The 12839-nt window shown below is 56.7% G+C and carries 12 protein-coding genes; 1 reads left to right on the top strand and 11 read right to left on the bottom strand.

Annotation, left to right across the window (positions count from 1 at the left end; all coding sequences use genetic code 11):
- Nucleotides 1-6: 6 nt before the first annotated feature.
- From ACR0DX_RS04630 to ACR0DX_RS04620, 3 genes are all read right to left on the bottom strand, one after another.
- Nucleotides 7-1065: an adenylate/guanylate cyclase domain-containing protein gene (locus ACR0DX_RS04630; RefSeq protein WP_170353077.1), complete on the bottom strand. Its 1059-nt coding sequence runs from the start codon at nt 1063-1065 to the stop codon at nt 7-9.
- Complete coding sequence (locus ACR0DX_RS04625) at nt 1062-1430, bottom strand: group I truncated hemoglobin (protein WP_170353076.1); 369 nt, start codon at nt 1428-1430, stop codon at nt 1062-1064. Before ACR0DX_RS04625 ends, ACR0DX_RS04630 begins: the two co-directional genes overlap by 4 nt.
- A 121-nt stretch (nt 1431-1551) precedes the next feature.
- On the bottom strand, nt 1552-2394 hold the full coding sequence (locus tag ACR0DX_RS04620; protein ID WP_170353075.1) for a glycosyltransferase family 25 protein: 843 nt from the start codon (nt 2392-2394) through the stop codon (nt 1552-1554).
- A 140-nt stretch (nt 2395-2534) separates the two neighbouring features.
- Between ACR0DX_RS04620 and speB the strand changes: the two genes are divergently transcribed.
- Nucleotides 2535-3509: an agmatinase gene (gene speB / locus ACR0DX_RS04615; RefSeq protein WP_170353074.1), complete on the top strand. Its 975-nt coding sequence runs from the start codon at nt 2535-2537 to the stop codon at nt 3507-3509.
- A 21-nt stretch (nt 3510-3530) separates the two neighbouring features.
- On the opposite strand, the gene ACR0DX_RS04610 is transcribed toward speB, so the two are convergent.
- The 8 genes from ACR0DX_RS04610 to ACR0DX_RS04575 form a co-directional block, all read right to left on the bottom strand.
- Nucleotides 3531-4748, bottom strand: a complete 1218-nt coding sequence (locus tag ACR0DX_RS04610; RefSeq protein WP_170353073.1) for an aminopeptidase P family protein — start codon at nt 4746-4748, stop codon at nt 3531-3533.
- Between the two features lie 162 nt (nt 4749-4910).
- Nucleotides 4911-6122, bottom strand: coding sequence for an ABC transporter permease (locus ACR0DX_RS04605; RefSeq protein WP_480845310.1), 1212 nt, complete (start codon nt 6120-6122; stop codon nt 4911-4913).
- A 5-nt stretch (nt 6123-6127) separates the two neighbouring features.
- Nucleotides 6128-7399, bottom strand: coding sequence for an ABC transporter permease (locus ACR0DX_RS04600; RefSeq protein ID WP_170353071.1), 1272 nt, complete (start codon nt 7397-7399; stop codon nt 6128-6130).
- Nucleotides 7400-7464: 65 nt separating this feature from the next.
- Nucleotides 7465-8553, bottom strand: a complete 1089-nt coding sequence (locus tag ACR0DX_RS04595; protein ID WP_170353070.1) for an extracellular solute-binding protein — start codon at nt 8551-8553, stop codon at nt 7465-7467.
- A gap of 98 nt (nt 8554-8651) precedes the next feature.
- The gene (locus ACR0DX_RS04590; RefSeq protein WP_170527354.1) at nt 8652-9743 is read right to left on the bottom strand and encodes an ABC transporter ATP-binding protein; all 1092 of its coding nucleotides are present in this window, start codon (nt 9741-9743) and stop codon (nt 8652-8654) included.
- A gap of 148 nt (nt 9744-9891) precedes the next feature.
- Complete coding sequence (locus ACR0DX_RS04585) at nt 9892-10599, bottom strand: aspartate racemase/maleate isomerase family protein (RefSeq protein ID WP_170353068.1); 708 nt, start codon at nt 10597-10599, stop codon at nt 9892-9894.
- Nucleotides 10596-11741, bottom strand: coding sequence for a M24 family metallopeptidase (locus tag ACR0DX_RS04580; RefSeq protein WP_170353067.1), 1146 nt, complete (start codon nt 11739-11741; stop codon nt 10596-10598). Before ACR0DX_RS04580 ends, ACR0DX_RS04585 begins: the two co-directional genes overlap by 4 nt.
- Nucleotides 11738-12781: a pyridoxal-phosphate dependent enzyme gene (locus ACR0DX_RS04575; RefSeq protein WP_170353066.1), complete on the bottom strand. Its 1044-nt coding sequence runs from the start codon at nt 12779-12781 to the stop codon at nt 11738-11740. The genes ACR0DX_RS04580 and ACR0DX_RS04575 overlap by 4 nt, the downstream gene beginning before the upstream one ends.
- Nucleotides 12782-12839: the final 58 nt, after the last annotated feature.

Here is a 12839-nt window from a genome sequence, read left to right as displayed (position 1 = left end):
CGATGACTAAAACAAATGCCGGGGCTGTGGCATGCTCAACCCCGACGTCACATTGATCAGATCCATCTCGCCCATACCCTTGATGTCAACGCGTCCTAAGTCGGAGACCTGAAACTCGTCGATCAACGCATATTTCATCTCTTCCGGAGCGACAATATTCATTGGGTTGGCAAAGACTTGCAGCCGAGACGCAATGTTAACCGCAGGTCCGAACACATCGTAGACGTATTTCTGAATCCCAACCACAGATCCCACGGCGGGGCCCATTCCCAGACCAATTCTTGCCTGCCACTTGTGCGGGTGGCTTTCGTTGCGACGTTCCAAGTACCGCAAGAACCGGACTGCACAATGTGCAACTGCGGTCGCATGGTCCGGCGTAGCATCCGGCATCCCGGATACAGCAAGATACGCGTCGCCGATGGTCTTGATCCTCTCGCAGCCAAATTGTTCGACGATGCGGTCAAAAGCTGTGAAAATGTCGTTCAATTCACTCAGTGTAACCGTCGGATCCGTCTTGGCGGCAAAGTCGGTGAAGCCCACGAAATCAAGCATAACAACTGAAACTTGATCGTACAGCTGAGGCGTGACAACGCCAAACGTCTTAAATTCTTCATACACAGCGCGCGGCATCAGATTTAGCAAAAGCCGCTCGACCCGTTCTTTTTCCCGCTCCAATTCGCGCGTATTGCGTTCCACCATGGTCGAGTAGCTGTCGATCATGCTTTCCAGTTCACGAATGCGGGTGATGTTCTGGCACTCAATGACCAAAAGCTGCTCTTCCGCGCCGTTGGCCAATGAAATGGCCGTCGCGAAGACCAAAGTCCTGCGCTTTGGCTTCAGTTGCATTTCGAAGGAATAGCGCAACCCCGATTGCTTGACGTCTTCCAACTCACGCTGATCAAGGGTCGGGAAAACGTCCAACAGAGTTTGGCCCTCAGCCGGTGTGCCGAACCATTCTGAAAACGGACCATTGTAAAAGACAAAGCCAAGGTCCGAGGCGCGAACAACCGCAACACCGACTCCGATAGCGCGTAACAGTTGCTCGTTTATTGCTAAAATGCTCATGCCGCGCTGCGTGTAACGATTATTCTGCGTTTCGATTCAATGGCTCCCAGCGCGATTTTAACATGAGAGTCATCCATCCCGTGCATTTCAAGCGCCTGCGCAAACAGCGCAGCCATCTCATCAAAATCCTCGTGTGAAATATTGAGGTGCCGATGCACGGCCTCGATACGCTCATCGCTGAACGAAGCGGGTCCACCAACCAAAGAGGATACAAATTTGGTCTGGTGGTCGATCAGACGCGGCATATCGATATCTTCAAAATGCCCTCCGATCTGATCGGAATCCAAGGCCATTTCATAGAACGTCATAACGATCCGACTGATCGTTTTGAACCCACCGTAGCGTTCGTAAATCGTCTGAATCATGCTGCGAACCCGTGCGCCACCCGTAAACAACACCACAACGTTATATCAAACTGACAGTTTTGTTAACGCTAATACGTGCAGAAAGCACCGAATGGGCTCGCGGCACCACAAAACGACGCGCCTAAACGCTGAGATCGCCCGCACAAGGAATAAAGCCAACAAAGCCACCCTTCCGGATCAGCCGCTTTTGGCCACCCATCCGCCAATACAGTTTCCGCTGTGCGGCCAAAAGCTCTCGTCGCAAGCGGAACCAAGTGGGCCCTTTGTCCAGGCCGCTGTTGGTTTTACGATCCCTAGAGCGTTCGCTGACCTTAACATCCTCTTGCGTCTGTTCCTGATGCTGAGACCAGATAACCTGCACACCGACAGCCGGAAAGCACTGAAACATGCGCCAATCCGCACGCGGGATCGAGACGAAGTCATCCAGGTGGTCGGAATAGGCGGTGGACCAGGCTAAGAGCTTACGGCAGGCGGCATTCGACAAGACATACGCAGCAGCGCTTGGTGCCATCTCCAACATCGGTCGCACGTCAACTGCGCCAACGGTCTGAAGGGCCCCAAATCGCAACTCTCGGGGGGAATAATCAAGCTTCACAAAATCAAACTTGGAACTTTCATTCAGAATATTGGTGACAACGCGCCCTGCACTGCTGGACATTTCCACGTCATCCTCAAAAACAGCCACAGCCCTCAAGTCCTGATCGACGGCGGCTTGCCAAACGGCACGATGGCTTTCGAAACAGGCGATCTCGCTCTGCTTCAGCCCCCAACGGCTACCAGTGCCGGGAACATAGCTGTTCTGGTCCAACGCGCCAGTTCGCTGCCCGTCAACGGCACTGAAACGGACGGCAGCGGACAGGCCAGCGTGCGCGAACTGCCGTTCCATAAAATCCCGACGGGCGGGAACACGATCCAGATTGATGTAGAACACACCTGTCTTGGGTGGCAGTTCGTGCTGTCCCACGGCAATTCCTTTCAGACCTTTCGCTCAGATAGACACCCTTGGCGGGCGACATTCAACCCATCCACCCCTCAAAGAAACCTATCCTGCTTAAGACAACGCTTCTAAGCTGCAACGGACAAACAAGAAACGGGAATCGCGCTATGTCGTCTCATGGGTATGCAAGTGGCCGTCTGAACCTGCCATTCGTCGGTATTTCGACCTTTGGCAAGTCACCTTATGTCGAGGATTGGGACCAGATCGACGCTGATGTGGCGATCATGGGCGCACCCTTCGATTTCGGCACACAATGGAGATCCGGCGCACGGTTCGGGCCACGTGCGGTGCGTGAGGCGTCGACACTGTTCAGCTTTGGCCATGCCGGGGCGTATGATCACGAGGATGACGCAACCTATCTGGATAGCTCGGTCCGCATGGTCGATATCGGCGACGCGGACATCATCCACACCAAAACCGAGGAAAGCCACGCCAATATCCAGTTCGGGGTCCAGAAGATTCTGGACGCAGGCGCCCTACCCGTCACCATCGGCGGCGATCACTCAGTCAACATCCCCTGCATCAATGCTTTTTCTGACGATTGCGCGGAAAATGGTCCGATCCATGTCGTTCAGATCGACGCCCATCTGGATTTCGTGGATGAACGCCACGGGGTCACTGCCGGTCACGGCAACCCGATGCGGCGCGCGATTGAGAAAGACTATGTCTCGGGCATGACGCAGTTGGGCATCCGCAATGTGTCCTCAACCGCAAAGGAAGGCTATGAGGACGCCCGCGCGCGAGGGTCCGATATCCTGTCTGTGCGACAGGTCCGCAAACTGGGAACCGAGGGTGTTTTGGCCCGCATACCCGAAGGCGCGCGGTATTATGTTACGATTGATATTGACGCTTTTTGCCCATCGATTGCGTCGGGCACCGGCACGCCCAGCCACGGGGGGTTTCTGTATTATGACGTACTGGAAATCCTGCAAGGTCTGGCGCAGCGCGGCGATGTGGTCGGCATTGATCTGGTCGAGGTCGCGCCGAATTACGACCCTACTGAGAGCACGCAGATTCTGGCCGCGCAGGTGCTGCTGAATTTCATCGGCTTCATTTTCCACGAACGCGGCAAGAGGGGCTAAGCGCCCCTCCTGCCCTTTGGATCAGGCTATCGTGTTGTGGTCCGGCCCATAGGGGAAGCCAGTGATGTTCTCGGCCCCGTCCTCACCGACGACCAAAATGTCATGCTCACGGTAACCCCCGGCGCCGGGCTGGCCTTCGGGGATCCACAGCATCGGCTCGATCGATACCACCATGCCGGGCTCCAGCACGGTGTCGATATCCTCGCGCAATTCCAGCCCTGCTTCGCGACCGTAGTAGTGGCTGAGAACACCAAACGAATGCCCATATCCGAATGACCGATACTGCAGCAAGCCCTCATCGGCAAAGAAGCGGTTGATCTCGGCAGTGATACCCGAACATGTCGCGCCGGGTTTGATCAAGCTCAGGCCAAGCTCATGCGCGGCAACGTTGGCCTTCCAGATGCGCAGGCTGTCAGCGTCGGGCTCGCCAAGGAACAACGTCCGCTCCAACGCGGTGTAATAGCCCGAGATCATCGGGAAGGTGTTCAGCGACAGGATATCGCCCTTTTGCAATGCCCGCTTGGTCACCGGGTTATGCGCACCGTCCGTGTTCAGGCCCGACTGGAACCAGACCCATGTGTCGCGGTATTCGGCATCCGGGTAGGCGCGGGCTATCTCAGCCTCCATCGCATCACGACCGGCCATGGCAATCTCGATCTCGGTCGCGCCTTCGCGGATCGCGGCGTGGATGGCGGCACCGCCCACATCAGCGGTGCGGGCACCGCCCTTGATCAGATCGATCTCTTCTGCCGATTTCACCATGCGGGCGGCCATCGTATCCGCGGCCACATCCACCAGCTCGGGCTGCCCCAGCATCGCCAGCGCCGTGTCACGCGCGGCCAGCGTCATGTGATCGCCTTCGATCCCGATCCGCTTGGCGCCCCCAATCAGGCTGGCCACCGCGCGCCAGTAATTGTCGCGCTTCCAGTCGGTATAGATCACGTTTTCCTCGACCGAGCGTCGCCACGGCTGGCCCGCGTCAATATTCGCCGACACCGTCGTACATGCGTCCTGCGTCACCACGCAGCCATAAGGACGGCCAAAGGCGCAATACAGAAAGCCCGAGTAATAGGCGATATTGTGCATCGAAGTCAGCAACACCGCCGGAATATCCCGTGCCGCCATTATGGCGCGCAGGCCCGACAGGCGGCGGTCATATTCGGCCTTGCTGAACGGCAACGGGGCCTTATCGCCATTGTGGCTGGTGAAGAACTCGGGGCGGTTTGTCAGGTCTGTCATCATGCTCTCTCCTGCAATGCCGGACAATGGGTGCCCGGCCACAAGCCCCGGCGTTCAGGACAAGCGACCTCGGGAACCGAGAGCCATGCGCCCGTTTGACTGTCACGACGCCATCGTGACCGGGCTGCATATCGCAATGGCTAAATCAAGGCGCGGCGCGCGTCAAGCGGGGGAAAGACCCCGCAGACGCTCGGACCGGCGGCGCAGCAATTCAACCGTGGTCAACAGCGCGATTGAGATTACCACAAGGATTGTCGCCACCGCCAAAATGGTCGGGCTGATCTGTTCGCGCAGACCTGTGAACATCTGCCATGGCAGCGTTTTCTGGCTGGCCGAGCCGACGAACAGCACCACAACCACCTCATCAAACGAAGTGATAAAGGCGAACAAGCCACCTGAGATTACACCCGGCAGGATCAGCGGCATCTGGATCTTGAAGAAGGTCCGCACCGGCCCTGCCCCCATGTTCGCCGCTGCACGGGTGAGCGACTGGTCAAAGCCGACCAAGGTCGCCGTCACAGTGATGATCACGAACGGAATGCCCAGAACCGCGTGCGCAAGAACAACCTTAACATAGCCCACAAAGTTCTTGTCCATGCCCAGCGTTCCTTCAAGGAACCGGCCGATATCGCTGTAGAAAAAGAACATGCCGGTGGCCGAGATGATCAGCGGCACGATCATGGGTGAAATCAGGATACCCATAATCGCCCGTTTGCCCGGAACGTGGCTCTGGCTGAGGCCGATGGCCGCCAGTGTGCCCAGCGACACGGAGATGATCGTCGCAATCGGTGCGATGATCAGCGAGTTCTTGAAGCTGCGCTGCCATTCATTGTTGGTGAAGAAGTCACGGTAATGCTTCAGTGAATAGCCTTCGGGGTCCAGCCGCAGCATTTCAGGCGTGAAGGTAAAGAAATCCTGCGCGTTGAACGACAGTGGCAGAACCACAAGGATCGGTGTGATCAGGAACACAAATATCGCACCGCAGATCACCCGGAAAGTATAGTGCCAGAACACCTGTCGACCGGTCATATAAGGCAGCAGTTTTTGGCGGTATCGTCCTTCGTAAAGCCAGAAGATGAAGAAGGCAAAAAACCACCCCATCAGCAGGCCGATGATCAGGCCAGTCGCCCCAGCGAACACAATGCCCAGCACGCCCATCCCAAGGATCGTGATCCAGCGGGCGACACGCTCATTGTCCAGGACATTCATGTAAAGCCAAGCCAGACCCGCCATCAGAGCGGCTCCGACCACGATACCCAGCAGGACACTGCCCTGCCCGGCGCCGACGAACATACCGACGAAACCTCCGGCGATGGCCACAGCGGGCAGAACCACCGACATGGGTTTGCGGGATATTGGTGTTAGTGCTGCCATCGTCTTTATCCCAGCTTCACGTTGTCGATGCCTACGATCTTGTCATAGCACCAGTAGAGTAACAGAACGACCGCCAGCAGGATCGTCCCGAGCGCAGCCGCCAATCCCCAGTTCAGCGAGGATGAGATGTGGTACGCAATCCGGTTCGAGATGAAGACACCCTTGGTCCCGCCAACGATTTCCGGCGTGATGTAGTAGCCGATGGCAAGGATGAACACGAGGATCGACCCCGCGCCGATGCCCGGAATGGATTGCGGGAAGTAGATGCGCCAGAAAGTCGTCCAGTTCGTTGCGCCCATGGATTTCGCGGCGCGGGTGTAGGATTCTGGAATGGTCTGCATCACCGAATACATCGGCAGTATCATGAACGGCAGCAGGATATGCGTCATCGCGATAATCGTGCCGAACTGGTTGTTGATGATCACCAATCGCGCGTCATCCGCTACCAATCCCAGCCAGACCAGCGTTTCGTTGATCACCCCCTGTTGCTGCAACATCACCTTCCATGCCGATGTCCGCACCAAAAGCGAGGTCCAGAACGGCAGCAACACAAGGATCATCAGCAGGTTCGACACCCGCATCGGCAGGGTCGCCAGGATATATGACACCGGATAGGCAAGTAGGATGCACGAAGCAGTGATGATCAGCGACATCATCAGCGTACGGCCAAACAGCTTGATCAGGATCTGTTTGTCCTCAGGCTGCGCCTGCGCACCTTCGGGCGTACGGCGCATGTCGATTGCGTTCAGGAAATATCCGTTGGTGATCGGAACAGCGTGGGTCTTGATGGTGCGCCAGGTTTCGACATCCCCCCAACCGTCGTGAATGTCGATCAGCTTGTCCTTGAACGGGCCATCGGTTTCAGGGTCAAGTTTTTTAATCTGGCGGCCCGAGCGACGGAACATCGAGGACATACCCGTCTGCTCATAGTTCAGGCGCGAGCCAAGCCGGGTGTGTGTCTTTTCGTCAATGGCAACGACCATATCTTTGATGAACGCGGCGTATAATGCCTCATCCGGTAGTTCGCCGCTTTCCGCATCCCAGTTCTTCAACTCGACCACGGTCAGGGGCAGCGTATCAGCCACAATCCCGTTCTCGACCGAACGGAACAACATGGACACGATCGGGATCACAAAGGACAACAGCACAAACAGCAGCAACGGCGCAATAAGGGCCAGCGCCCTAAGTTTGCGACGTCTTAACGACCGCGCCAGCGATTTTTTCAGAGGCGTGCCGTCAGCGGCCAGCATCGGACCTGATTGAGTTGCGTCAGTCATCTGCGTCCCTTGGTCTTTTGGTGGGTTGGGGCCAAAACCGGCCCCAACCATTTGTCACAAAAGGCTTATTGTGCCAGCCACGCCTGGAACTTGGCGTCGATATCGTCGCGGTAGTCTGCCCAGAACTCGTAGTTATACAGGAACGTATTCTTGGCGTTTTCCGGGTCGGTCGGCATGTGCGGTGCCATGTCGATGCCCAGATCGGCGTGCTGACCAACCAGCGGCGCCGACGAGGCACGGGCCGGACCGTACGAGATGTACTTGGCCTGATCCGCCAGACGCTGGGTGTCAGTTGCGAACATGATGTAGTCCAGCGCGCGCTGCTGACGCTCTTCGCTCAGACCGGCGGGGATGATCCAGCCATCCAGATCGAATACCTGCGCGTCCCACAGCATGGCGACGGGCTGTTTCTGCTCTTCGATCACGCTGAACAGACGACCGTTATAGGTCGAGCCCATGATGACTTCGCCGTCGGCCAGCAACTGCGGTGTGTCGGCACCGGCAGACCACCAGACTACGCTGTCCTTAATAGTATCCAGCTTGGCAAGAGCCTGATCCTGACCTTCCGGTGTCGCCAGAACGTCATAGACGTCGTCCTTGGCTACGCCATCACACAGAAGCGCCCATTCCATATTGTTGATCGGACGCTTTTCCAGCGAACGTTTGCCGGGATAGTTTTCCAGATCGAACACGGCGCAGATCTCGGTCGGAGGCGTGTCACCCACCAGATCGGTACGATAGCCGAAAGTGGTCGAGTACACGATCTGCGGGATAAAGCAGTCACTGACCAACAGATCACCGAAATCTTCGGATGCGGGTGTCCCGTCAGGTGCGGCGGCCAGTTGGCTGTCGAAATCGATCTCCATCGCCAGACCTTCGTCGCACAAACGAATCGCATCCGCTGCAACAACATCCACCACATCCCAAGTGATGTTGCCCGCTTCGTTCATCGCGCGCAGTTTAGCCACCGCCTCAGCCGAGCTGTCATCGTTAAGGATGGTGACGCCTGTCTTTTCCGAATAGGGCTCGTGATATGCTTTCAGCTGCGACTTGGAATAAGCACCGCCCCAGGACACGATGGTCATTTCTTCGGCCATCGCACCACCGGCTACGGCAGCAACCGCACTTGCCATAAGAGTGGTTTTAACTTTCATGTTTAACTCCCTGTTATACCCGTTACTTTTACTTTCTTAGGCCGGATCACGGGGCAAACCAGCCAACTCTTGCCCCGCAGACGCGGGGGGTTCTGTGTTCAGGCGTCCAGCGCCCGGCAATCATGCGCCAGCCAGCCGATTTCGACCTCTTGACCCGGCGAAAGACGCACCGCATCTGGCGCGTTGCGGGTCTTGATGATGAAGTCATCGTTCCCGGCAACCGACAAACGAAAACGGAATACGTCGCCCATATAGATGAACTCTTTCACCGTCGCTTTGAGCGTATGTGCATCAGCGTGCAAGCGATCCTTGTTGAACTCGACCCGTTCAGGCCGGATAGAGACCTTGGTCCGTTCGCCCGCCTTCGTCACATTCACCGGCTTGGCGTCAATCTCGGATCCATCGTCCAGCGCAACAACACACGAGTCGCCGTCAATCGACTTAACGACACCTTCCAATGTGTTGTTTTCACCAATAAATTGAGCCACAAAGCTGTTTTCTGGCTCTTCATACAGCAAATCGGGCGGCGCAAGTTGCTGAATTCGTCCGTCGTCGAAAACAGCCACACGGTCCGACATGGTCAACGCTTCGGTCTGGTCGTGGGTTACGTAAACAGTGGTAATACCCAGCTCATGCGCCAGACGCGTGATTTCGAACTGCATATGCTCGCGCAACTGTTTATCCAACGCACCCAACGGCTCGTCCATCAAAACAAGCTCGGGTTCAAAAACTAGTGCGCGGGCCAATGCGATCCGCTGCTGTTGACCACCGGACAACTGAGCGGGGCGCCGGCTGCCAAATGCCCCCATCTGAACCATATCTAGGGCGCGTTTCACTTTTTCTTCGCGCTCGTCCTTCCCGATTTTTCGAACTTCCAGCGGGAAAGCGAGATTTTCGGCAACCGTCATGTGCGGGAAAAGCGCATAGTTCTGAAAAACCATGCCAATCCCCCGCTTGTGGGGCGGAATATTGTTGATCGGACGACCATCCAACATGATCTCGCCATGGGTTGCTGTTTCGAACCCGGCCAACATCATAAGGCAAGTGGTTTTGCCTGACCCGGACGGGCCGAGCATTGTCAGGAACTCACCTTTAGGCATTGAAAGATTAAGATCTTTTACGACAAGGATCTCGCCGTCGTAAGATTTCTGGACACGCTGAAACTCGACGAACGCTGCGTCATTAGACATTACCAACTTGGCTCCCCTGTCTGTCCTTGCTTGCCCGGTTTATCCGGATCTCAAGGACCTGTCAGAGCCCATTTAAGGACAAGCAGGACGGGCGACGCAACCAAAATATGTCAGGAGAATGACAAAGAAAGCGCCACACGCCTGATATTCAGGCGTCATTCAAGCGTCGCATATGCCACGCAAGGCTTTGATTGCTTGAAAGAACCGGCTTTCCCAGCCGACTTTCAATTTCTGGCAAAGCGTCAAAAGTCCTTAGATTCGTGCAGCTTATAAAAACACCCTCGACCGCCGAATCAGAGCCCAGGTTAAGCGCCGCGTCGACTAGCGATTGGCGGGATATTCGAACAACTTTGGATTCCTCGGACTCACCGAATGAGCCAAAAACGTCCATTGTCACCCCGTTTTTTGCGAAGGCACGGCGTAATGGATCGTTCACTTCTTCGATATAGGGCGACAGCAAAGCGAATTTGGAAACACCTTTTGCCGCAGCGCAGGCGGAAGCTGCACGCAGCGGGTTCGTGACGGTCGCAACGTTGCAGGTCTTTTGAACCATGCGCTCGACCATAGCTGAACCGATCACGGAGCTGGCCGAGGTGCAGCCATACCCCACAACCTTATAAGGCCGGACTTTGGGCAACAGATCTGAGGCTGCAGGAAGGGCGTTCTCCATCTGGGCCAGCGTGCCCGTTGTCACCTCTGCGCCGCTGGGAATTCTGGAAACGTAAATCGGCGCGCGGCAATGTGCGAAATACGCGCTGAATTCCGGTTCAATCGTTTCGTCCGTCTGCAAAACGATCAGGCCCATCGGGTTGAGCTGCGGGTCGTCCTCTTCCAGTTCATAGGGTAAATAGCTCATATCACAGGCAACTCCGGCCCAAGCCGAGGGCTGATGAACCGCGGCGCGTCTTCGGTAATCACGATGTTCTCTTCGTGAACCAGAATTTTGTCGCCAACGGCTATTCCGGGTTCGAGCGTCAAAACCATGCCGGGTTGCAACACAGTATGATCGTCGGGAATCAACGAAGGCCATTCTGTGAGGGACATCCCCAGGCCATGCCCCAGACGCCCAGCCCCCGTATCCGCATTTTGACGTGACAGAACACTGTTCATTGCGTGATGCAGGTCGGAAGCGGTCGCGCCCGGCTTTGCAATCTCGAATGCTGCATCAGACGCCTCAATCAAGGTTGCATACGCAGAACGCACTGACATCGAGGTCGGACCAATGGACCAGTTTCGGTCGTAGTCACAAAAATACCCGTCCCACACCAAACCAGTGTCCAACATCAGGACATCTCCGGCCTCCATCGCCGTATCTCGGGCCGGAGAGATTACATCCGTATATCCCCCCTGCTCGGCACCGCCCGCAAGATAGGGCACCCAATCGGCGCCTTCCTCCAGACACAGCATTTGGAACTTTCTAAACACCTCATCAACGGCAATGCCAGATCCTGCGATTTCAGGAACACGCTGAAAAGCCCGCGCGGCAATCGCGCAGGCGGTTTCGATTTTCGCGATCTCCGCCGTTGATTTGATCATCCGAAGGCCGCGCATAAGTTCCGCATCGCCAGCAACCCTCCGCGAGCCCAATAGCGATTGAAGGCGCAACAAATCGGCCATCGGCATACGGACATGGGTTTCGTGCCCATCAGGCAAACCAACAGTGGCATCCGTCGGAGTGACCTCGATCAGGGTTTCCGCCAACAGACTAACGCCGTCATCCAACAAGTCCGGCGAGCTCCAGGTTCGGATATCGTCGATCCAGGTTTGCCCCATCAGTGCAGCACCAATAGAGGGGATAACGGCAATCGGTTTTCCACTGACCGGAACCACCAGAAACCAAGGTCGGGTCGGGCTTTCCCAAAACCGGGTCAAGTAGCCGGTAAAGTACCGAATCTCGGGTTCAGTTGTCAGCAGCAAGGCAGACAAGTCCGCTTGGACCATCATCTTTTGCGCACGCTGCAACCGGGCGGTGAACTCAGCAGTGTCGAACCCTCTCATTCCGCAATCTCGGACAGAAAGCACAGAACCTTGGCGTCCGCACCAATTCCTAAACGCTGCAGCACTTGGGCATTCATGGCAGCGGCAATCCCTGCCCCACCGGATGCCGTCGTTGCCACCCCAGCCGCCGCCATCGCAGGCAAATGCTGAACAACCTCGTCATCGGTCAAAGTCAAAAACGCGTCGGCATCTCTGGCCAAGCCGTTCAGAGCGATCAACGAAGGTTCTTTGCAATCCAGACGTCCCATTATGCTGTCAGGGCCATCCGCGAAAACGCAGGCCCCGGCCTCGATACTCGCTTGTAGCGCGGGGGCAGACTCGGGCTCGACCACGATGATTTTGGGCGCGTCACCCCAGACATGGCGCGCATAGGCCGCCACCGCGCCGGCCAGCCCGCCAACCCCGGCCTGCAGCATGATGTGGCTGGGCATTTCCGGACATTGACGCACGGCCTCGGCAGCCATCTGCAGATACCCCTCCATAAGCATATGCGGAATTTCGATATATCCGTCCCAAGAACTGTCGGACAGCAACGTCCACCCGTTTTCCTGTGCGGCTTGGTTGGCGGCCTCCATACTGGCGGCATAATCGACGCCTTGCCGCACAACCTGCGCCCTTTGCGCGCGGAGGCGGTCCGCGAAACTCTCCGGTACAGTTTCGGCGATATAGACGACCGCCTGCGCGCCAAATACCCGCGCGCCTGCGGCGACGCTCATGCCATGGTTTCCTGCACTGGCCGTGACATAAGTTCGACTGTTCAATGTATTGCGGTCCGGCGCATCCGTTGCCTCGGCCGCGTGCCGCGCGATCACGTAGGCCGCCCCAAGCGACTTGAAAGACCCAAGATTCATGCGGCCGCGCTCGTCCTTGATCCAAAGATTGGCCACGTCGGCAAGCTCTTTTGCATCGACCAATGGAGTTTCACCCGCAGCGGGGCATTGCGACAGAAGATCGGCTACGCGGGCTGCATCAATGGACGGGTACGGAGCAGAAGCGGCAAGTTTCCGGCCTCCGCGATGTGGATTAAGTGTGATCTTCAATGGGGCGTCTTTCCTGAGTTGCCCATTGACGTGACTGCATTCGTCCAGTTCTGTCAAC

Source organism: Ruegeria sp. D3, assembly GCF_056534465.1.
The sequence above is the reverse complement of the archived record's forward strand: the minus strand, read 5'-3'. Positions and strand labels throughout refer to the sequence as shown.

Coding starts and splice junctions, on each gene's coding strand:
- ACR0DX_RS04630 (WP_170353077.1), bottom strand. CDS start 1,065: ATGAGCATTTTAGCAATAAACGAGCAACTGTTACGCGCTATCGGAGTC.
- ACR0DX_RS04625 (WP_170353076.1), bottom strand. CDS start 1,430: ATGATTCAGACGATTTACGAACGCTACGGTGGGTTCAAAACGATCAGT.
- speB (WP_170353074.1), top strand. CDS start 2,535: ATGTCGTCTCATGGGTATGCAAGTGGCCGTCTGAACCTGCCATTCGTC.
- ACR0DX_RS04610 (WP_170353073.1), bottom strand. CDS start 4,748: ATGACAGACCTGACAAACCGCCCCGAGTTCTTCACCAGCCACAATGGC.
- ACR0DX_RS04605 (WP_480845310.1), bottom strand. CDS start 6,122: ATGGCAGCACTAACACCAATATCCCGCAAACCCATGTCGGTGGTTCTG.
- ACR0DX_RS04600 (WP_170353071.1), bottom strand. CDS start 7,399: ATGACTGACGCAACTCAATCAGGTCCGATGCTGGCCGCTGACGGCACG.
- ACR0DX_RS04595 (WP_170353070.1), bottom strand. CDS start 8,553: ATGAAAGTTAAAACCACTCTTATGGCAAGTGCGGTTGCTGCCGTAGCC.
- ACR0DX_RS04590 (WP_170527354.1), bottom strand. CDS start 9,743: ATGTCTAATGACGCAGCGTTCGTCGAGTTTCAGCGTGTCCAGAAATCT.
- ACR0DX_RS04585 (WP_170353068.1), bottom strand. CDS start 10,599: ATGAGCTATTTACCCTATGAACTGGAAGAGGACGACCCGCAGCTCAAC.
- ACR0DX_RS04580 (WP_170353067.1), bottom strand. CDS start 11,741: ATGAGAGGGTTCGACACTGCTGAGTTCACCGCCCGGTTGCAGCGTGCG.